The sequence below is a fragment of the Pseudomonas sp. GCM10022186 genome (assembly GCF_042656385.1).
Classification (GTDB): Bacteria; Pseudomonadota; Gammaproteobacteria; order Pseudomonadales; family Pseudomonadaceae; genus Metapseudomonas.
On sequence record NZ_JBHSOU010000001.1, the window covers coordinates 96,449 to 116,036 of the forward strand.

Here is a 19,588-nt window from a genome sequence, read left to right on the forward strand (position 1 = left end):
TTTCCGCTCCAGGAGCCGCACCATGACGCCCCGCCCAGACCTTTCCCTGGACAATTACCGGGCCATCGCCGACGCCATCGCCACCCTGTTCTTCCCCCATGCCGAGGTGGTGCTGCACGATCTGCGCACGCAAAAGATCGACTACATCGCCAACAACATCTCCAAGCGCTGCGTCGGCGATGATGCGGCCCTGGAAGACATGCTCAGCGAGGAGACGGACGAGCGGAACATCGGCCCCTACGAGAAGCTCAACTGGGATGGCCAGAAGATCCGCTCCGTGAGCACCGTGCTGCGCGATGCCCAGGGCGCCCCGCTGGCCGTGCTTTGCATCAACCTGAACATCTCCATGTTCGAGGCGGCCAAGGCTGCCCTCGACCTGTTCCTCTCCTCCAGCAAACTGATCCCCCAGCCGGATGCCCTGTTCCGCGACGACTGGCAGGAGCGCATCAATACCTTCCTGCACAACTGGCTGCGCCAGCGCCAGCTGGGCCTCAACCTGCTGACCCGCGAGCACAAGCGCGAACTGGTGCTGGCCCTGCACGCCGAAGGCGCTTTCAAGGGCAAGAGCGCAGCCAACTACGTGGCCAACGTCCTCAACATGGGGCGTGCCACCGTCTACAAGCACCTCAAGGAACTGAAGGAAGAGTCGGTGTAGCCTGGCGCATCGTTGCGGAGGCGGATGCATTCGCCACGTCGATGGGGCTGGAGCAACCGGCGCGACCGGGTCAATACTTTCGCTCTGACCCTTGAGCCGGAGCTGCCCATGGCCCACCCCAACGCCGAACTCATCACGCGCTTCTACCAGGCCTTCCAGCGCCTGGATGCCGAAACCATGGCGTCCTGCTACAGCGCCGACGTGCACTTCAGCGATCCGGTGTTCCCCGACCTCAACGGCCAGGAGGCCGCCGACATGTGGCGCATGCTCGCCAGCCGCGCCCAGCAATTCCGCCTGACCTTCGACGGTGTCGAGGCCGACGACCTCACCGGCCGCGCCAACTGGGTGGCCACCTACCTGTTCAGCCAGACCGGGCGCATGGTGGAGAACCGTATCCAGGCGCGATTCCTCTTCTGCGACGGCAAGATCATCGAGCACCACGACAGTTTCGATCTCTGGCGCTGGGCACGGCAGGCCCTGGGCGCCAAAGGCCTGCTGCTGGGCTGGCTGCCGGCGGTGCAGAACGCCATTCGCAAGCAGGCCGCGCAGGGCCTGGCCGCTTACCGGTCAAGTGCCCGGGGGCTTGTGCCCTGACGCGCAGACGGGCCTAATCGCGGCGCCGCCCCGAGGTCCCGAGCATGCCCGAACACCCCGAAGTCCCCGTTGCCAAGCCCTGGTTCGTCTATCTGGTGCGTGCCGAGAACGGCGCGCTCTATTGCGGCATCAGCGACGACCCGCAGCGGCGCTTCGCCCAGCACCGGAGTGGCAAGGGCGCGCGTTTCTTCCATTCCAGCCCGGCCCAGGCGCTGGTTTTCATGGAGGGCTGCGCCGACAAGGGGGAGGCCCTGCGCCGGGAGATCGCCATCAAGCGCATGAAGAAGGCGGCCAAAGAGGCGTTGATACAAGCCTGGGAGCGCACCGGAAGGATAGGCCTCGTCGAAGTGGCAGGCTAAGCTGCGGGCTCATCCCAACCGCAGCGGAGCCCTGCCATGTCCGAACTCATCCTGCACCACTACGATGCCTCGCCCTTCGCCAAGAAGGCGCGGTTGATGCTCGGCTACAAGCAGCTGTCGTGGCGTTCGGTGGAAATCCCGCGGATCATGCCCAAGCCCGACCTGATGGCGCTGACCGGCGGCTATCGCAAGACCCCGGTGTTGCAGGTGGGCGCCGACATCTATTGCGACACCGCGCTGATCGCCCGCCGCCTGGAAGCGGAAAAGGCCGGCCCGGCACTCTTCCCGGAAGGCCAGGAATTCAATGTCGCCAGCTTCGCCCAGTGGGTGGACTCGGTGATCTTCCAGCACGCCGTGACCCTGGTATTCCAGCCCGAATCCATCGCCGTGCGCATGGGGCAGCTGCCGCCCGCCGCGCAGCAGGCCTTTCTCGCCGACCGTGCCAGGCTGTTCTCCGGCGGCAGCGCTTGCCGCCTGCCGCTGGAACAGGCCCGCAACAACTGGCCGGTGCTGATGGGGCGCCTGCAGCAACAACTGGAGCGCAGCGAAGCGGACTTCCTCTTCGGCGAGCCCTCGGTGGCCGACTTTTCCCTGGCCCACTGCCTCTGGTTCCTCAAGGCCACCCCGGTGACCGCGCCGCTGGTGGACGACTACCCGGAAGTGGCGGCCTGGCTGGGACGGGTGCTGGGGTTCGGCGAGGGTTCGTTCAGTCCGCTGTCCGCCACCGAGGCGTTGGAAATCGCCCGCAATGCCAGCCCCGCGGCATTGCCCAGCGAGGACTTCATCGATCCCAACGGCTTCGCCCCCGGTCAGAAGGTGCTGGTGGCGGCGACCGACTATGGCGTCGATCCGGTGGAAGGCGAGCTGGTGTTCGCCGGCCTTGAGGAGATCATCCTGCGCCGCGAGGACGAGCGTGCCGGCCTGGTGCATGTGCACTTCCCGCGGCTGGGGTTCCGCATCGAGGCAATCTAAGAATGCGCTCTTCTTGTGGGGGCGAATTCATTCGCTAAGCAGGCCGAAGGGCTGCCATCGGGACCGATCGGGGCTGCTGCGCAGCCCATAGCGAATGAATTCGCCCCCACAGGTTCGTGCCCTAACGGAATTCCTACCGAACAGAAATACCAGGCCCGGCATTAGCCGGGCCTGGTCGTCTTCAGTCCTTGCGCCGTTTCAGCTGATCCTTCAGCTGGGTCGGCAGCTGGCGGATGATCAGCATGTCGCGGCCTTCGTCGTACTCGACCTTGGAACCCAGCAGGTGGGCTTCGAAGCTGATGGACAGGCCCTCGGCGCGGCCGGTGAAGCGCTGGAACTGGCTGAGGGTGCGCTTGTCCGGCGGGATCTCCGGGGACAGGCCGTAGTCCTTGTTGCGGATGTGCTCGTAGAAGGCGCGCGGGCGGTCTTCGTCGATCAGCCCGGAGAGCTCGTCGAGGGTGATCGGCTCGCCCAGCTTGGCCTGGGTGTTGGCGTAGTCCACCAGGGTCCTGGTCTTCTCGCGGGCCTGTTCTTCGGCCAGGTCCTCGCTTTCCACGAAGTCGCTGAACGCCTTGAGCAGGGTGCGGGTCTCGCTCGGCGGGTCGACGCCTTCCTGGCAGCCGATGAAGTCGCGGAAGTAGTCCGAGACCTTCTTGCCGTTCTTGCCCTTGATGAAGGAGATGTACTGCTTCGACTGCTGGTTGTTCTTCCATTCGGACAGGTTGATGCGGGCCGCGAGGTGCAGTTGGCCCAGGTCCAGATGCTTGGCCGGTGCCACTTCCAGGGCATCGGTCACGGTCACGCCTTCGCTGTGGTGCAGCAGGGCGATGGCCAGGTAGTCGGTCATGCCCTGCTGGTAGTGGGCGAAGAGCACATGGCCGCCGGTGGACAGGTTGGATTCCTCCATCAGCTTCTGCAGGTGCTCGACGGCCTGACGGCTGAAGGCGGTGAAGTCGCGGGCGCCCTCCTGGTACTCCTTCAGCCAGCCGCTGAAAGGGTAGGCACCGGATTCTTCGTGGAAGAAGCCCCAGCCCTTGCCCTGCTTGGCGTTGTAACTCTCGTTGAGGTCGGCCAGCAGGTTTTCCATGGCCTGGGACTCGCCCAGTACGCTATCCCGGGCATGCAGCACGGCGGCGCTGCCGTCGGGCTTCTTGTCGATGAGGTGGACGATGCAGTGGCGGATGGGCATGGGCATTGGCTCTCATGGGCGCATCCGGCGCGCGGGCGCGCCGGCAGGAAAAGGGCGCCAGTTTACCCGACCTGTTCCTCGCCTGCCTGTCGACTCTGCACGGCCTGCAGGCGCCCGATCACATAGCGCAGGTGCAGGTGCAGGTCGTACAGCTCGTTGGAGTAGGACAGCGGCACCTCCACCTTGGCCAGCCGCTGTTCGAGCTGCTCCAGGTGTTCGATCTCGGCCGCCAGCTGCTTCGGCGGGGTCCCGGCGTCCAGCTTGCGGTCGATTTCGCGCAGGTGCTTGTACCAGCGGTAGATGCGTGCGCGGATGCGCCAGCGGTAAATGGGGCCGACCGCCTTGGACAGCGGGATCATGATTACCACCAGCGGAATCAGCAGGATGATGTAGCGGTCGGCCAGGGAGGCGATGCGGAAGGGCAGATAGCGCTGCAGGATCGGCAGGCCCTTCTCGTAGAAATAGTCGGCCTCGTCCAGCGTCTGCAGGGTTTGCGGCTTGGCGGCGGGATAGGCGCCGGGCGGATCGAGCAGGGTGCCGTTCTTCATCACCTCGCGGGCGGCTTCGAGGATCAGCGGGGTGAGGGAAGGGTGGAAGCCGTCGCTGGCCACCAGGGTGGCCACCGGCGCCAGGGTGCGGATGTCCTGCGAAGGGCTGTTGCTGGCCAGGTTGAGCAGCCCCTCGCCGACCTCCAGCTTGGCCAGGTACGGCAGGCGCGCTCGGTAGGCGGCGCTGCGGCGCAGGCTGACCAGGTCCAGTTCGGCGCTGGCGGCCAGGCGTTGCACCACGGCATTCTCCGCCGGGCCGAGGAAGAAGCCGGCGTCCAGCTCGCCGGCGAGCAGGGCACTGGCTGCGGGGCTGCCGCTGATGGCCTGCCACTGGGGCGCATAGCGCTCCGCGGTGATCCGGTTGGCTTCGAGGATCGCCTCGCTGACCGCGCGCGTGCCGCTGTTCGGCGCGCCGATGGCCACCCGCAGCTGCAGCAGGTCGGCCATGCTGTCGATCTCCAGCTCCTTGCGTTTGAACAGCCAGATCGGCTCCTGGTACATCACCCCGAGCCCGAACAGATGCTTGCGCTGCTTCTCGCTCAGGGTGAGTTCCTGGCCGCTCTGCACCAGGGCGATTTCCACCTCGCCGTTCTGCAGCTTGGCCAGGTTGTCCAGGGAGCCGGCGCTGCGCACCAGTTCCAGTTCGAAGCCCTGCTTGGCCAGTTCTTCCTTCAGTTTCTCGCCGAAGGCGTGGTAGCCACCTGCAGGACCGCCGGTGGCCAGCCTTGCATGCATGGGCGGCGGCGGCGCGACGAAGTAGAAGAGGGCGCCCACCAGCGCGGCCAGCACCGGAATCAGCCAGAGGTTGGCCAGGAGCATGATCTTGATGTCACGGAAAATGCGTTGCATGTCGGTCCTTGTCTGCAGCGGATGCTGGGAAGGATAGCGGTTCGGCGGTTGCCAGGCCTTCAAGGAAATGACAGGGTTGCCGGCATTTCCGTTCCGCCACAGTGGTTTCCGATGCGCATCCTCCATACCTCCGACTGGCACCTGGGCCAGCACTTCATGGGCAAGACCCGCCAGGCCGAGCACCAGGCCTTCTGCCGCTGGCTGATCGAGCAGGTGCGCGAGCGAGCGGTGGATGCGCTGCTGATCGCCGGGGATGTGTTCGACACCGGCGCGCCGCCCAGCTACGCCCGCGAGCAGTACAACCAGTTCATCGTCGAACTGCGTGATACCGGCGCCAGCCTGGTGGTACTGGGCGGCAACCATGATTCGGTGGCCATGCTCGGCGAAAGCCGTACCCTGCTGGCCCAGCTGGACACCCGCGTGATTCCGGCGGTGGGCACCGACCTGGCAGAGCAGGTGCTGGTGCTCCGGCGCCGCAGCGGCGAGCCGGGCGCCATCCTCTGCGCCATTCCCTTCATCCGTCCGCGGGATGTGCTGCAGAGCCAGGCGGGGCAGAGCGCGACGGACAAGCAGCTGTCCCTGCAACAGGCCATCCAGGACCACTACCAGCAGCTCTTCGCCCTGGCCGAACAGCGCCGCGCGGAACTGGGCGGCGGGCTGCCCATCGTCGCCACCGGCCATCTGGCCACGGTGGGCGCCAGTGCCAGCGAGTCGGTGCGGGAAATCTACGTTGGTGCCCTGGAGGCCTTCCCCACCAATGCCTTCCCGGCGGCGGACTACATTGCCCTGGGACATATCCACAGGCCGCAGAAGGTCGGCGGCCTGGAACACATCCGCTACTGCGGCTCGCCCATTGCGTTGTCCTTCGACGAGGCACGGCAGCAGAAGGAAGTGCTGCTGGTGGAGCTGGACAGCATCGGCCTGCACAAGGTGGAAGCCTTGCCGGTGCCGCGCTTCCAGGCCTTGCACTCCCTGCGCGGCAGCCTGGCGGACCTGCCTGCGCAGATTGCCGAAGTGGCCCGCGAGGGTACGCCGGAGCGTCCGGTGTGGCTGGAGGTGCTGATCAGCGCCGACGACTATCTCAGCGACCTGCAGGCGCGCCTGGCGAGCCTCTGCGAAGGCCTGCCGGTGGAAGTGCTGCGCATCCGTCGCGAGCGCGGCAATGCCACGGCCGGCCTGCAGCGCGAAGCACGGGAAACCCTCGATGAGCTGAACCCGGAGGAGGTCTTCGACAAGCGCCTGGAAAGCGAGGAGCTGGACGAACCCCTGCGCGCCGGCCTGCTGGGGCTGCACCGCGAAGTACTGGTCGAACTGCGGGAGGACCAGGCATGAAGATCCTCAGCCTGCGCCTGAAGAACCTCAACTCGCTGAAGGGCGAGTGGAAGATCGACTTCACCGGTGAACCCTTCGCCGGCAACGGCCTGTTCGCCATCACCGGCCCCACCGGTGCCGGCAAGACCACCCTGCTGGACGCCATCTGCCTCGCCCTCTACCACCGCACGCCGCGCATGGGCACGGTGTCCGCCAGCATCAACGAGCTGATGACCCGGCACACCGCCGACTGCCTGGCCGAGGTGGAGTTCGAGGTCAAGGGCGTGGCCTACCGCGCCTTCTGGAGCCAGCGCCGCGCCCGCGACAAGGCCGACGGCGGCCTGCAGCCGCCCAGGGTCGAACTGGCGCGGGTGCTGGACGGGGAAATCCTCACCGACAAGATCAACGACAAGCTCAGGCTCACCGAAAGCCTGACCGGCCTGGATTTCGAGCGTTTCACCAAATCCATGCTGCTGGCCCAGGGCGGTTTCGCCGCCTTCCTCGAGGCCAACGCCAACCAGCGCGCCGAACTGCTGGAAGAACTCACCGGTACGGAGATCTACGGACGTATCTCCCAGCGGGTGTTCGAGCGCACGCGCGAGGTGAAGATCGGGCTGGACCAGCTGCGCGCCCGCGCCGAGGGCGTGGAGCTGCTGAGTGACGAGGCCCGTGCCGCCCTGCAGGAGGAAGCCGCCACCCTGGCCGGCGAAGAACAGCAGCTGCAGAGCCGCCAGGCCGACCTGCAACGCCAGCGCCAGTGGCGGGACGAGCTGGACAAGGCGCTGGCCCGCCAGCAGCTTGCCGAACAGCAGGGCGAGGCCGCGCACCAGGCCCTGGAGCAGGCGCGGCCGCAGCTCGCCCGCCTGGCCGCCAGTGAACCCGCCAGCCAGTTGCTGCCCCTGCACCGCGAATGGCAGCGGGCGCAGCAGCAGATGAACCAGGGCGAGAGCGACCTGCGGGTCACCCGCCACGACCTGCAGACCCTCGCCGAACGTATCCTCGAGTTGCTCTGGCAGGGCGCCCAGCGCGGCGAGGAGTGGGTCCAGGCCCGCCAGAAAACCTTCGACGGCCTCCGGGCCGAGCGTGAAGCCTTGCAGAGGCGCCTGGCCGAACAACCCCAGCGGGCCCGATTGGGCGAGCACCTGGGGGCCTGGCGCGCCGAGTTCGGCGCCCTGGCCCGGCGCCAGGACGAACTGGCCGCCCTGCAAGGTGCGCAGGCCGAACTGCAGCGGCAGTCCGCCGAACTGGCGGAGCGCCTTGGCCAGGCCCGTGCCGCCCTGGAGAGCGCCCGGGCTGCCCAGGGCCAGGCCGTGCAAGGCGAGGCCACGGCCCAGGCGCGGCTCGATGAGCTGCTGGCCGGGCAGGACGACGCCGCCCTGCGCGAGCAGTGGCAGCAACTGCTGGAGCGTGGCCGTCAGCTGGAGCGCCTGGAGCAGCTGTCCCAGCAGCGCCGGCAGCTGGCCGAGCGGCAGACGCGCGCCCGCGAGCAGCTGCAGCCGCTACTGGCTGAGCAGACGGCACTGGCGGAGCAGCGTGACGCCCTGCGCCGGCGTTTCAGCGAGCTCAAGCAGCAGATCGCCGACAAGGAAAAGCTCCTCGAACAGGAACAGCGCATCCAGCAACTGGAGGCCTACCGTGCCGCGCTGCAGCCGGGGGAAGCCTGCCCCCTGTGTGGCTCCCACGAGCACCCGGCGATCGCCGAATACCAGGCGCTCAACCTGTCGGCCACCCAGCAGGCCTTGCAGGCATGCAAGGCGGCCCAGGACGAGGTGCGCCAGCAGGGCGAGACCGTGAGCAGCCGCCTCGCCACCCTGGAGGCACAGGCCAATCAGCTCAACGACACCCTGCAGGGCTGTGAGGCCGAGCAGCGCGAGTGCGTCGAGCGCTGGCGCCAGCTGTGCCAGGCCCTGGACCTGCAACTGGCGGACCTTGCTGCCCTGCAGGCCGAACTGCAGGGCCAGGCCGAACGGCTGCAGGCGCTGCAGCAGCGGCTGGCGCAACTGGATGGGCTCAAGGCGGACCTTGCCGCCGCCCGCGAGCTGCGCCAGCAGCGGGACAAGGCGCTGCACGAAAGTGGCAGCCAGCTCGCCCTGCTGGAAAAGGACCAGGGCGGCCTGGGCCAGCAGGAGCAAGCCAACGCGCGGCGCCTGGAGCAACTGACCAGCCAGCAGCGGGAGGCCCGTGAGCAACTGGGCGCCAGCCTGGCACAACTCGGTTATGTCCTTCCGGAAGCGGGCCCCCGCTGGCTGGCCGAGCGCGAAGCCGAATGGCAACAGTGGCAGCTTGACCAGAGCATCAGCCAGCAGCTTGAGGGCCAGTTGCGCGACCTGCAGCATGCCCTGGGCGTGGCCCACGACCAGGCGCGCCTCTGGCAGGGGCGCTGGCAGGCGTCCGGCCACACCGGGCAGGCGCCTCTGGCGCCGGTGCCGGACCCTCAGGCCGCGCTGGCCGCGATTCAGGCCGAGCTGGACGCCGCCCAGCAGCGGCTCAACCAGCTCAAGGGCAGCGAACGTAACCAGGACCAGCGGGTGCAGGAAGCGCGGCATCAATTGCACCTGCATCTGGATGCCTGGCGCCAGGGGCTGGCGGCCAGTCCCTTCGCCGACGAGGAAGCCTTCCGCGCCGCCCTGCTGGAGCCGGCCGAGCGTGCAGCCCTGCAGGACCTGCAGCAGCGCCTGAATCGAGAGCGGGGGAATGCCGAAGCCCTGCTGGCCGATGCCCGCGCCCAGGTGGAACGCCTCCAGGCCGAGCCTCGCAGCGAGCTGGACAGCGAACGACTGGAGGCGGAGTGGCAGGCGCTGGGCGAGCGGATGCGCGAACTCAGCCAGCGCCAGGGCGAGATCCGCGCCCAGCTCCTCGGCGATGAACAGCGCCGGCAGAACCAGCAGGCACTGTTCGCCGAAATCGCCCGCCAGGAGGCCGAGTGCGATCTCTGGCAGCGTCTCAACGGCCTGGTGGGTTCGGCCGATGGCGCCAAGTACCGCAAGTTCGCCCAGGGCCTGACCCTGGACCACCTGGTGCACCTGGCCAACCTGCAGCTGCAGCGCCTGCACGGCCGCTATCAGCTGGCCCGACGCCAGGGGGGAGAACTCGAACTGGAAGTGGTGGACACCTGGCAGGGCGATGTCGTCCGCGACTGCAAGACCCTCTCCGGCGGCGAGAGCTTCCTGGTCAGCCTGGCCCTGGCCCTGGCGCTGTCCGACCTGGTCAGCCACAAGACCAGCATCGACTCGCTGTTCCTCGACGAAGGCTTCGGCACCCTGGACGGCGAAACCCTGGAAGTCGCCCTCGACGCCCTGGATGCACTGAACGCCAGCGGCAAGATGATCGGCGTGATCAGCCATGTGGAGGCGCTGAAGGAGCGCATCCCGGTGCAGCTCAAGGTGCACAAGGGCGTGGGCATGGGCTACAGCCGGCTGGATGCCTGCTTCGCGGTGGGCTGATCGGGGCAGCTTCTCTGCCCTTGGCGAATGAATTCGCCCCCACAGGAAAAGCACGACGGTTCAACGGGCACGGCCTGCTTGCTCCCCTCTCCCTCCGGGAGAGGGGCTGGGGGAGAGGGCATGGCCGAGTTATGGCGAATGAATTCGCCCCTACAGCCAGCGCGCCTTGCGCCAGGCCTCGCGCTGGCCGGCGTCAAGGAAGGTCCAGGCCACGAAGCGGCTCTGCTTCTGGCCCTGGGCCATTTCCACGATCTGCATTTCCACGGCGCCACTGCGGCGCAGGCGGGCTTCCATGCCGGGCAGGTTGCCGCCCTTGGACACCAGGCTGCTGAACCAGAGCACCTGCTCCTTGAACTGCAGGCTCTCATCCACCATGCGCTGCAGGAAGCCGGCCTCGCCACCTTCGCACCAGAGCTCGGCGCCCTGGCCGCCGAAGTTCAGCACCGGCAGCTTGCGTTTCGGGTCGAGCTTGCCGAGATTCTTCCACTTGCGTCGGCTGCCATGGGTGGCTTCCTCCAGGGAGCTGTGGAACGGCGGATTGCACAGGGTGACGTCGAAGCGCTCGCCCGGCGCGATCAGGCCCTTGAAGATGTGTTTCGGCTCGGGCTGCTGGCGTAGTTCGATGGCGCCACCCAGCTGGTTGGACTGGACGATGGCCCGGGCCGAGCCCAGCGCCGTGCCGTCGATATCGGCGCCGGTGAAGTGCCAGCCGTATTCGCTGTGGCCGATCAGCGGGTAGATGCAGTTGGCGCCGACGCCCACATCCAGCGCCTGGATGCCCATGCCGCGGGGTATCTGTCCGCCATTGTCCGCGGCCAGCAGGTCGGCCAGGCCGTGCAGGTAGTCGGCGCGGCCCGGGATGGGCGGGCAGAGATAGCCGGCGGGGATGTCCCAGTGGCGGATGCCGTAGAACTGCCGCAGCAGGGCGCGGTTGAACACCTTCACCGCCTCCGGATCGGCGAAGTCGATGCTTTCCTTGCCGTAGGGATTGGTGATGACGAAGCGCGCCAGCTCCGGGCTGCCCTGGATCAGCCGGGGAAAGTCATAGCGGCCCTGGTGGCGGTTGCGCGGGTGCAGCTGGCCCTTGGCGGGAGGAGCGGCCTTGGCAGGAGCGGGACGGGGGCGCTTGGGCGGTTGCGGCATGGTGGCGGGCGTCGACAGGTGAAAGCGCGGCATTTTCCCACAGCCCGGGCGATTGGTGTGGGCAGGTTTCGTAGGTTGGTGCGGGCCACGCTGGTCAGAGCGCAGCGAAGCCCAACGCCCAATCTACGAAAGGTGCAGGATGCGGCCCAGGTAGTCGAAGAACAGGCAATAGACCGCGATGGGCAGCGGCAGGCCCAGCAGGGTACCGGCCAGGTAGTGGCGAAAACGCACGCCGCTGAGGCTCAACGCATAGTTCAGCGCGGGCACCGTCTGGAACAGCACCCGCAGCAGGGTGATCACCAGCACCGGGCGTTCGTCGAGGTGGGCGATGATCCGCCTGGCCAGGCGGTTGTCCAGTTCGCGCAGGGCGTTGCCGCCGAGCAGGCGGATCAGCACGAAGGTGCAGCAGCAGGAGAAAGTCGCCGCCAGGTAGGTGGCCAGCCCGCCCCAGGCGCGTCCCAGGGCCAGTACCGCGGCGGCGAGGAAGATCCAGCCGGGAATCTGGATCAGGTTGCCCAGGGCGAACAGCAGGGCGAACAACGCCAGGCCCCAGCCCTTGTGGGCCAGCAGGGTGTCGCGCAGGTACTCCAGGCTCATGTCCTCGCGCAGTCCGCTGAGCTGGAACGCCGCCAGCAGCAGGCCGAGGAACAGGGCCACCAGCAGAAGGCGGCGGTACTTGCGCATGGTAAAGGCTCCGACGCTGTCCCTTACATTGAAGCCCAATGGGGTAGGGTGCGCCGTGCGCACCGGGCAAGAGCGATGGTGCGCGCAGTGCACCCTGCGTGAATGTCTTTGTTCAGAGCGGGAACACCAGCGGCACCAGCAGTACGCTGACGATCATTACCAGAATGGTGAAGGGCACGCCCACTTTCACGAAGTCGCCGAAGCGGTATTGGCCGGGGCCCAGCACCAGGGTGTTCACAGGCGAAGAAATGGGCGTCATGAAGGCCGCCGAGGCCGCCAGGGCGACGATCATCGCGAAGGGGTAGGGCGACATGCCCAGTTGCTGCGCCGTGGCGATGGCCACCGGAGCCATGAGCACGGCGGTGGCGGTGTTGGAGATGAACAGGCCGATCAGCGCCGTGACGATGAACAGGCTGGCAAGCATGGCGTAGGGGCCGGCATTGCCTAGCAGGGCCACCAGCCCCTGCACCGCCAGGTCGATGCCGCCGGTCTGCTGCAGGGCCTGGGCGAAGGGCAGCATGCCGACGATAAGGATCAGGGTGGGCCAGTGGATGGAGCGGTAGGCACTGTCCAGGTCGATGCAGCGGAAGGCTCCCATCAGCAGGCAGCCGATCAGCGCGGCCATGACGTTGGGCACCAGGCCGCTGACCATGAGGATGATCATCACCGCCAGGCTGAGCAGGGCGTAGGGCGCCTTGCGTGCGGTGGGCGCCACTTCGTCCACTTCGGCGGGCAGGCTGAGCACCAGGAAGTCGCGGCCCTGGCCCTGCAGCTGGTGGATGCACTTCCACTCGCCGGCCACCAGCAGCATGTCGGAGGCCTTGAGCTTCTCATCCACCAGTACCCCCTCCAGCGCCTCGCCATTGCGGCGCAGGCCCACCACATTGAGCTTGTGCCGGGTGCGGAAGCCCAGTTCCTGGATGGTCTTGCCAGGCAGCTTGGACTCCGGCGGCAGGGCCACCTCGGCCAGCCCCAGCTGGTGGGCGTGCAGGCTGTAGTAGGAAGCCGGCAGCGGCAGGGGTTCCAGGCCCAGCTCCTGGTAGGCGCCGAGCAGGCCGATGGCCGGGCTGGCCAGATCCACCAGCAGCACGTCGCCGGGCTCCAGCAGGGTGTTGCCGGTGGCCATCAGCAGCAGGGTGCGGAAGCGCTGCTGGCGCTCCACCGCTATCACGTTGATGCCGTACTGCTTGCGCAATTCCAGCTCGTTGAGGGCCTGGCGCACCAGGGGCGAGTCGGCGCGTACCTTGAGGCGTCGTTCCCGTTCGTTGAGTGCATAGGCCGTGGCCAGGTCGGCGAGGGTCAGGCGCGAGGCGGCAGTTTCGTCGTTGTTTCTCGGCGTCAGCCAGTGCCGGGTCAGCAGCATGTAGACGACACCCAGGGCCAGCACGGCGAGGCCCACCGGAGTCAGGCTGAAGAAGCCGAAGCCCTCCAGGCCGGCACGGCGCAGTTCGCTGTGGACCACCAGGTTGGGGGCGGTGGCGACCAGGGTGAGCATGCCGCTGATCAGTCCGGCGAAGGCCAGCGGCATCATCAGCCGAGCCGGGGCGATCTTCAGCCGCGCGGCCACGCCCAGGGCGACGGGAATGAAGATGGCGACCACCCCGGTGGAGCTCATCACCGAGCCCAGGCCGGCGGCGGCCAGCATCAGCAGCACCAGCAGACGGGTTTCGCTGCTGCCGGCGCGGGCCACCAGCCAGTCGCCGAGGCGATAGGCGATGCCGGTGCGCACCAGGCCGTCGCCGATGACGAAGAGCGCGGCGATCAGCACCACGCTGGGGTCGCTGAAACCGGCCAGGGTCTGCTGGATGTCGAGCACGCCGATGAGGGGCAGGGCGACCAGCACCAGCAGGGCCACCACGTCCATGCGCGGCTTGTTGAGGACGAACAGGGTGACGGCGGCCAGCAGCAGGGCCAGGACCCATAGCAATTGGTGGTTCAAGCAGGACTCCCGGTGGTTCCTTGACGGGGAGCGGCAGTCTGTCAGGGGTAGCCCAGCACGGCCTTGATCTGATGCAGGTTAGCGGCGATCCAGCGCTTGTCGATGGCGCCCCAGTCGCGGATGACGTAGTGGCCGGCATTGTTGCGCTCGCCGGCCTGCTGCTCGAAATGGCAGTCGATATCCAGTTCGGCCAGGGCCGCCAAGGTGTCCTGGGCGGTGCGCCGGGGCATGCCGGTGGCGTCCATGATCGCCGGGACGCTGGTGGCCGCGCCGCTGTCGATCAGCCAGGCGACGTAGAGGCGGCGGTAGAAGCTGGTCTTGGTTTTGCTGGGTTCCATGGGCGGTCCTTGCGTGAGGGGCGCAGGTGGAAATCGCTTCGCGATTTCCACCCTACCCGATGGCACAAAGCACAAGGCCCGCATTGGCGGGCCTTGAGGGTGTTACAGGCTGGCGATGCGCCCGCGCTGTTCGGTCAGGTTGGCCAGGGCCTGTTCGGCTTCGGCCAGCTTGGCGTGCTCCTTGTCGATCACCTCGGCCGGGGCCTTGGCAACGAAGCCTTCGTTGGCGAGCTTGCCGCCGACGCGCTTCACCTCGCCGTCCAGGCGCTGGATTTCCTTGTCCAGACGGGCCAGTTCGGCGTCCTTGTCGATCAGGCCGGCCATGGGCACCAGCACCTGCATGTCACCCACCAGGGCGGTGGCGGACATCGGTGCTTCTTCGCCCGCGGCCAGGACGCGGATGGTTTCCAGCTTGGCCAGTTTCTTCAGCAGCGGCTCGTTGTCGGCCAGGCGGCGGCGGTCCTCGTCGCTGGCGTTGGCCAGCAGCAGGTCGATGCGCTTGGCCATGGAGATGTTCATCTCGCCGCGGATCTGCCGCACGCCGAGCATCAGCGCCTTGACCCACTCGATATCGCCTTCGGCGGCGGCATCGATGCGGGCTTCATTGGCCACCGGCCAGGGTTGCAGCATCAGGGTGTCGCCGGTCTTGCCGGCCTGGGCCTTGATGCGTTGCCAGATTTCCTCGGTGATGAACGGCATGAAGGGGTGCGCCAGGCGCAGGGCCACTTCCAGCACGCGGATCAGAGTGCGGCGGGTGCCGCGCTGGCGCTCGATCGGGGCGTTCTCGTCCCAGAGCACCGGCTTGACCAGTTCCAGGTACCAGGCGCAGTACTGGTCCCAGATGAACTCGTAGAGGGTCTGGGCGGCCAGGTCGAAGCGGAAGGCGTCGAGGTGACGGGTCACTTCGGCCTCGGTGCGCTGCAGCGCGGAGATGATCCAGCGGTCCACGGAGGACAGCTCCACCGGCTCGTCGTTGATGCCGGTATCCTGGCCATCGGTGTTCTCGATGACGAAGTTGGCAGCGTTCCACAGCTTGTTGCAGAAGTTGCGGTAGCCCTCGACGCGGCCCATGTCGAACTTCACGTCGCGGCCGGTGGAGGCCAGCGAGCAGAAGGTGAAGCGCAGGGCGTCGGTGCCGTAGCTGTTGATGCCTTCGGGGAATTCCGCCCTGGTCTGCTTGGCGATCTTCTCGGCCAGCTTGGGCTGCATCATGCCGCTGGTGCGTTTTTCCAGCAGGGTGTCCAGGTCGATGCCGTCGACGATGTCCAGCGGGTCCAGCACGTTGCCCTTGGACTTGGACATCTTGTGGCCCTGGGAGTCGCGCACCAGGCCGTGGACGTAGACGGTCTTGAACGGCACCTGCGGGGTGCCGTCCTCGTTCTTCACCAGGTGCATGGTCAGCATGATCATGCGGGCGACCCAGAAGAAGATGATGTCGAAGCCGGTGACCAGCACGTCGGTGGGGTGGAAGGTCTTGAGGAACTCGGTCTGTTCCGGCCAGCCCAGGGTGGAGAAGGTCCACAGGCCGGAGCTGAACCAGGTGTCCAGCACGTCCTCGTCCTGCTCCAGGGCGATATCGCCCAGGTTGTGCCTGGCGCGCACTTCGGCTTCATTGCGGCCGACGTAGACGTTGCCTTCTTCGTCGTACCAGGCCGGGATGCGGTGGCCCCACCAGAGCTGGCGGCTGATGCACCAGTCCTGGATGTCACGCATCCAGGAGAAGTACATGTTCTCGTACTGCTTGGGCACGAACTGGATACGGCCGTCTTCCACGGCGGCGATGGCCTGCTCGGCCAGGGGCTTGGTGGAAACGTACCACTGGTCGGTCAGCCAGGGCTCGATGACGGTGCCGGAACGATCGCCCCTGGGCACTTTCAGCGCGTGGTCCTCAATCTTCTCCAGCAGGCCCAGGGCGTCGAAGGCTTCGACAATGCGCTTGCGCGCGTCGAAACGGTCGAGGCCGGCGTATTCGGCCGGCAGGCTGGCGTCGACTTCGTGATTGACCTCGCCGTCCAGGTTGAACACGTGGGCGTGGGCCAGCACGGCGGCGTTCTTGTCGAAGATGTTGATCAGCGGCAGGTTGTGGCGCTTGCCGACTTCGTAGTCGTTGAAGTCGTGGGCCGGGGTGATCTTCACGCAGCCGGTGCCGAACTCGGGATCGCAGTACTCGTCGGCGATGATCGGGATGCGGCGGCCCACCAGGGGCAGCTCGACGAAGGTGCCGATCAGGTTCTTGTAGCGCTCGTCCTCGGGGTGCACGGCGACGGCGCTGTCACCCAGCATGGTTTCCGGGCGGGTGGTGGCGACTATCAGGTAGTCCTTGCCGTCGGCGGTCTTGTGGCCGTCGGCCAGGGGGTAGCGCAGGTTCCACAGGCTGCCCTTCTCGTCGTGGTTCTCCACTTCGAGGTCGGAGATGGCGGTGTGGAACTTGGTGTCCCAGTTGACCAGGCGCTTGCCGCGGTAGATCAGGCCATCTTCATGCAGGCGCACGAAGGCTTCCTTGACCGCTTCGGACAGGCCGTCGTCCATGGTGAAGCGCTCGCGGGTCCAGTCCACGGACGAACCCAGGCGGCGGATCTGGCGGGTGATGGTGCCGCCGGACTGCTCCTTCCACTCCCAGACCTTGTCGAGGAACTTCTCGCGGCCGAGGTCGTGGCGGCTGATGCCCTGGGCGGCCAGCTGGCGCTCCACCACCATCTGGGTGGCGATGCCGGCGTGGTCGGTGCCCGGCTGCCACAGGGTGTTGCGGCCCTGCATGCGGCGGAAGCGGATCAGCGCGTCCATGATGGCGTTGTTGAAGCCGTGGCCCATGTGCAGGCTGCCGGTCACGTTCGGCGGCGGGATCATGATGGTGTAGGGCTCGCCGGAACCTTGCGGGGCGAAGTAGTTGTTCTTCTCCCAGGTCTGGTACCAGGAAGTCTCGATGGCGTGGGGCTGGTAGGTCTTGTCCATGGTTCGGCGGGGACCCTAGAAGGCGACTGAACGGGAAAACGGGGGAGTATAACGGCAACCGGCCGGCGAAAGAATTGGCGCGCGCTACGCTGCGCCCAGCCGGCGCCGGGCGCGGTGCCTGGCACTATTGCCGGCGCGGCGGCAGCAGCCGGGTCAGGCGGGCTTCGAGGCGGCGCTTGAGTTCGGCCTCGATCTGCGGCACGAAGTCGTCGATCACGTCCTGCAGGATCAGTTGCGCGGCGGCGCGCAGTTCATTGTCCAGGTGCGCCAGATCGGGGCTCGCGCTGGAAGCCAGGCGCTGGCCGATGGCCTCGGCCATGGGTTGGCCGGGCGCCGGCGCGGGCGTGACCGGCTCGGTCAGGACCGGCGATTGCGCAGCCGGCAGCGGCTCGGCCGCGGGGGCCGCGACTATCTCCGAAAGCAGGGGGATGTCGTCAGCGTCCAGGCTGTCGGTGAGCAGCGGCGGTTCGTTGGCGCTGGGCTCGTCGTCGAGCAGGGCGCGGATGGATTCGAGGTCATCCAGCAGGTGAGCCGGCTTGGGGGGAAGCTTGGGGGTATCCATGGGGCAATACGGCTAGAGTTCGACTCGTTTCGGATCATAGCCCCGTTGCCGGTAGGTGCGGAAATTCTCCCGGCAGGCGGCAAGCAGGGCAGGCTCCTGGTTGACGATCTCGATGACCCGGCTGAAGCGGTCGACATGGGGGGAAATGCTCGAGGCGAGGTTGATCAGCAAGCCCTGTTGCATGGGCGGTGCCTCATCCAGAGCCAGCAGCACCGGTGCCTGGGCGTCATCCTCGATCAGGCTGTGGGGGATGAAGCTTTCGGCGCGGAAGCGCCATAGCAGTTGATCCAGTTCGTCGCGCTGGGCGGCGTCGCTGCAGCGCAACAGGACCGGCAGCCCGTGCCGCCAGCCCTTGGCGGCCAACTGGCAGGCCGCGCGCAGGCGGTCCGCCGGGTTGGCCGAGGAGAGCACGTAGAACTCTATCCTCACTTGGCGCGATCCAGCAGGAACTGGGTGAGCAGGGGCACCGGACGGCCGGTGGCGCCCTTGTCCTTGCCGCCGCTGACCCAGGCGGTGCCGGCGATGTCCAGGTGCGCCCAGTGGAACTTCTTGGCGAAGCGCGACAGGAAGCAGCCGGCGGTGATGGTGCCGGCCTTGGGCCCGCCGATGTTGGCGATGTCGGCGAAGGGGCTGTCCAGTTGTTCCTGGTATTCGTCGAACAGCGGCAGCTGCCAGGCACGGTCGTCGGCGTACTCGCCGGCCTTGAGGATCTGCTTCACCAGGGCCTCGTTGTTGCCCATCAGGCCCGAGGTGTTGCTGCCCAGGGCGACGATGCAGGCACCGGTGAGGGTGGCGATGTCGATCACCGCCTGGGGCTTGAAGCGTTCGGCGTAGGTCAGGGTGTCGCACAGCACCAGGCGGCCTTCGGCGTCGGTGTTGAGGATTTCCACGGTCTGGCCGCTCAGGGTGGTGACTATGTCACCCGGACGGGTGGCGCCACCGCTGGGCATGTTCTCGGCACAGGCCAGGAGGCCCACCAGGTTGATCGGCAGCTGCAGCTCCAGTACCGCGCGGAAGGTTCCCAGCACGCTGGCGGCGCCGCACATGTCGTATTTCATCTCGTCCATGCCGGCGGCCGGCTTGATGCTGATGCCACCGGTGTCGAAGGTGATGCCCTTGCCCACCAGGGCGAAGGGTTTGTCTTCCTTCTTGCCGCCCTGGTAGTTGAGCACGATCATCCGCGGGGGCTGATCGCTGCCCTGGGCCACGGCGAGGAACGCACCGGCGCCCAGTTCCTTGAGCTTCTTCTCGTCCAGCACCTCGACCTTGAGGTTCTTGTGCGCCTTGGCCAGGGCCTTGGCTTCTTCGGCGATGAAGCTGGGGTGGCAGAGGTTCGGCGGCAGGTTGCCGAGGTCGCGGGTGAAGGCCATGCCGGTGGCGATGGCCTGTGCGTGCAGGCTGCCACGCTCCACCTCGGCCAGGGTGGCCTTCTCGGTCAGCAGGGTGATCTTCTTCAGCGCGCGGGGATCGGCCTTCTCGCTCTTGAAACGGTCGAAGGCATAGGCGCCGTCGGCCAGGGTCTCCACCATCAGGCGGGCCTTGCCATAGGCGTCACGGCCCTTGACCTGCAGCTCGCCCAGGGCCAGGGTGGCGTCGCTGCCACCGAGGCCTCTCAGCACGCCGCTCACGGCGGCGATCATTTTGCGGAATTGACGGTCAGAGAGCTCGTGCGTCTTGCCGCTGCCCACCAGCAGCACGCGCTCGGCCTTGAGGTTGGGGAGGCTGTGCAGGAGCAGCGTCTGGCCCACCTTGCCGGCCAGGTCGCCGCGCTTGAGCAGGGCGCTGATGGCGCCGCCGGCGGCGGCGTCGATGGCCTTGGCGGCATCGCCGAGCTTGCGCCCTTCGCCGACTGCAACCACCAGCGTGGCGGTTTTCAGGGTTTCCAGGCGGGCGCTTTTGACGAGGAATTCCATGACATGTGTCCCCAAGACAAAGAGCCGGGATTGCAGGATAATGCCGGCTATTTTTTCAGTGGCCCGTCAGAACGGCGGGCCGGCCATAAAGCGGCTAGTTTGAGCGTAGCCGCCCGAGCCTGACAACCCTGGAGTGT

16 protein-coding genes are annotated in these 19,588 nt (G+C 67.1%); 6 read left to right on the plus strand and 10 right to left on the minus strand.

Annotated elements, in window-relative coordinates:
• Positions 1-22: 22 nt before the first annotated feature.
• From ACFPU0_RS00485 to ACFPU0_RS00500, 4 genes are all read left to right on the plus strand, one after another.
• The gene (locus tag ACFPU0_RS00485) at positions 23-655 is read left to right on the plus strand and encodes a helix-turn-helix transcriptional regulator (protein WP_377690833.1); all 633 of its coding nucleotides are present in this window, start codon (positions 23-25) and stop codon (positions 653-655) included.
• A gap of 108 nt (positions 656-763) precedes the next feature.
• A complete protein-coding gene (locus ACFPU0_RS00490) occupies positions 764-1,249 on the plus strand; it encodes a nuclear transport factor 2 family protein (RefSeq protein WP_377690834.1) in 486 nt (161 codons plus the stop codon).
• Positions 1,250-1,293: 44 nt separating this feature from the next.
• Positions 1,294-1,608, plus strand: a complete 315-nt coding sequence (locus tag ACFPU0_RS00495) for a GIY-YIG nuclease family protein (RefSeq protein WP_377690835.1) — start codon at positions 1,294-1,296, stop codon at positions 1,606-1,608.
• 36 nt (positions 1,609-1,644) lie between these two features.
• Positions 1,645-2,580, plus strand: a complete 936-nt coding sequence (locus tag ACFPU0_RS00500) for a glutathione S-transferase family protein (RefSeq protein ID WP_377690836.1) — start codon at positions 1,645-1,647, stop codon at positions 2,578-2,580.
• A 181-nt stretch (positions 2,581-2,761) separates the two neighbouring features.
• Here the strand turns inward: ACFPU0_RS00500 and yejK are convergent, their stop codons facing one another.
• Together yejK and ACFPU0_RS00510 are read right to left on the minus strand one after the other, a co-directional pair.
• Positions 2,762-3,769, minus strand: coding sequence for a nucleoid-associated protein YejK (gene yejK / locus ACFPU0_RS00505; protein WP_377690891.1), 1,008 nt, complete (start codon positions 3,767-3,769; stop codon positions 2,762-2,764).
• A 62-nt stretch (positions 3,770-3,831) separates the two neighbouring features.
• Positions 3,832-5,166: a TAXI family TRAP transporter solute-binding subunit gene (locus ACFPU0_RS00510; protein WP_377690837.1), complete on the minus strand. Its 1,335-nt coding sequence runs from the start codon at positions 5,164-5,166 to the stop codon at positions 3,832-3,834.
• 111 nt (positions 5,167-5,277) lie between these two features.
• On the opposite strand from ACFPU0_RS00510, the gene sbcD reads away from it, so the two are divergent.
• Both sbcD and ACFPU0_RS00520 read left to right on the plus strand, forming a co-directional pair.
• The gene (gene sbcD, locus ACFPU0_RS00515; RefSeq protein WP_377690838.1) at positions 5,278-6,498 is read left to right on the plus strand and encodes an exonuclease subunit SbcD; all 1,221 of its coding nucleotides are present in this window, start codon (positions 5,278-5,280) and stop codon (positions 6,496-6,498) included.
• On the plus strand, positions 6,495-9,920 hold the full coding sequence (locus ACFPU0_RS00520) for an AAA family ATPase (RefSeq protein ID WP_377690839.1): 3,426 nt from the start codon (positions 6,495-6,497) through the stop codon (positions 9,918-9,920). Before sbcD ends, ACFPU0_RS00520 begins: the two co-directional genes overlap by 4 nt.
• Before the next feature lie 150 nt (positions 9,921-10,070).
• Here the strand turns inward: ACFPU0_RS00520 and rlmF are convergent, their stop codons facing one another.
• The 8 genes from rlmF to ACFPU0_RS00560 form a co-directional block, all read right to left on the minus strand.
• Positions 10,071-11,063 (minus strand): 23S rRNA (adenine(1618)-N(6))-methyltransferase RlmF, encoded by a 993-nt coding sequence (gene rlmF / locus ACFPU0_RS00525; protein ID WP_377690892.1) that lies wholly within the window; start codon positions 11,061-11,063, stop codon positions 10,071-10,073.
• A gap of 123 nt (positions 11,064-11,186) precedes the next feature.
• Positions 11,187-11,747, minus strand: coding sequence for a TVP38/TMEM64 family protein (locus ACFPU0_RS00530; RefSeq protein ID WP_377690840.1), 561 nt, complete (start codon positions 11,745-11,747; stop codon positions 11,187-11,189).
• Positions 11,748-11,859: 112 nt separating this feature from the next.
• Entirely contained in the window at positions 11,860-13,686 is a 1,827-nt protein-coding gene (locus ACFPU0_RS00535) for an SLC13 family permease (protein WP_377690841.1), read from the minus strand.
• A gap of 41 nt (positions 13,687-13,727) precedes the next feature.
• On the minus strand, positions 13,728-14,024 hold the full coding sequence (locus ACFPU0_RS00540) for a winged helix-turn-helix domain-containing protein (protein WP_377690842.1): 297 nt from the start codon (positions 14,022-14,024) through the stop codon (positions 13,728-13,730).
• 102 nt (positions 14,025-14,126) lie between these two features.
• The gene (locus ACFPU0_RS00545) at positions 14,127-16,976 is read right to left on the minus strand and encodes a valine--tRNA ligase (protein ID WP_377690843.1); all 2,850 of its coding nucleotides are present in this window, start codon (positions 16,974-16,976) and stop codon (positions 14,127-14,129) included.
• Between the two features lie 124 nt (positions 16,977-17,100).
• A complete protein-coding gene (locus ACFPU0_RS00550) occupies positions 17,101-17,538 on the minus strand; it encodes a DNA polymerase III subunit chi (protein ID WP_377690844.1) in 438 nt (145 codons plus the stop codon).
• Positions 17,539-17,550: 12 nt separating this feature from the next.
• Positions 17,551-17,967, minus strand: a complete 417-nt coding sequence (locus ACFPU0_RS00555; protein WP_377690845.1) for a DNA polymerase III subunit chi — start codon at positions 17,965-17,967, stop codon at positions 17,551-17,553.
• Positions 17,964-19,451, minus strand: coding sequence for a leucyl aminopeptidase (locus tag ACFPU0_RS00560; protein WP_377690846.1), 1,488 nt, complete (start codon positions 19,449-19,451; stop codon positions 17,964-17,966). Before ACFPU0_RS00560 ends, ACFPU0_RS00555 begins: the two co-directional genes overlap by 4 nt.
• Positions 19,452-19,588 lie beyond the last annotated feature (137 nt).

Coding starts and splice junctions, on each gene's coding strand:
- ACFPU0_RS00495 (WP_377690835.1), top strand. CDS start 1,294: ATGCCCGAACACCCCGAAGTCCCCGTTGCCAAGCCCTGGTTCGTCTAT.
- ACFPU0_RS00560 (WP_377690846.1), bottom strand. CDS start 19,451: ATGGAATTCCTCGTCAAAAGCGCCCGCCTGGAAACCCTGAAAACCGCC.
- ACFPU0_RS00550 (WP_377690844.1), bottom strand. CDS start 17,538: ATGGATACCCCCAAGCTTCCCCCCAAGCCGGCTCACCTGCTGGATGAC.
- ACFPU0_RS00485 (WP_377690833.1), top strand. CDS start 23: ATGACGCCCCGCCCAGACCTTTCCCTGGACAATTACCGGGCCATCGCC.
- ACFPU0_RS00510 (WP_377690837.1), bottom strand. CDS start 5,166: ATGCAACGCATTTTCCGTGACATCAAGATCATGCTCCTGGCCAACCTC.
- ACFPU0_RS00520 (WP_377690839.1), top strand. CDS start 6,495: ATGAAGATCCTCAGCCTGCGCCTGAAGAACCTCAACTCGCTGAAGGGC.
- yejK (WP_377690891.1), bottom strand. CDS start 3,769: ATGCCCATCCGCCACTGCATCGTCCACCTCATCGACAAGAAGCCCGAC.
- ACFPU0_RS00530 (WP_377690840.1), bottom strand. CDS start 11,747: ATGCGCAAGTACCGCCGCCTTCTGCTGGTGGCCCTGTTCCTCGGCCTG.
- ACFPU0_RS00545 (WP_377690843.1), bottom strand. CDS start 16,976: ATGGACAAGACCTACCAGCCCCACGCCATCGAGACTTCCTGGTACCAG.
- ACFPU0_RS00500 (WP_377690836.1), top strand. CDS start 1,645: ATGTCCGAACTCATCCTGCACCACTACGATGCCTCGCCCTTCGCCAAG.
- ACFPU0_RS00490 (WP_377690834.1), top strand. CDS start 764: ATGGCCCACCCCAACGCCGAACTCATCACGCGCTTCTACCAGGCCTTC.
- rlmF (WP_377690892.1), bottom strand. CDS start 11,063: ATGCCGCAACCGCCCAAGCGCCCCCGTCCCGCTCCTGCCAAGGCCGCT.
- ACFPU0_RS00540 (WP_377690842.1), bottom strand. CDS start 14,024: ATGGAACCCAGCAAAACCAAGACCAGCTTCTACCGCCGCCTCTACGTC.
- sbcD (WP_377690838.1), top strand. CDS start 5,278: ATGCGCATCCTCCATACCTCCGACTGGCACCTGGGCCAGCACTTCATG.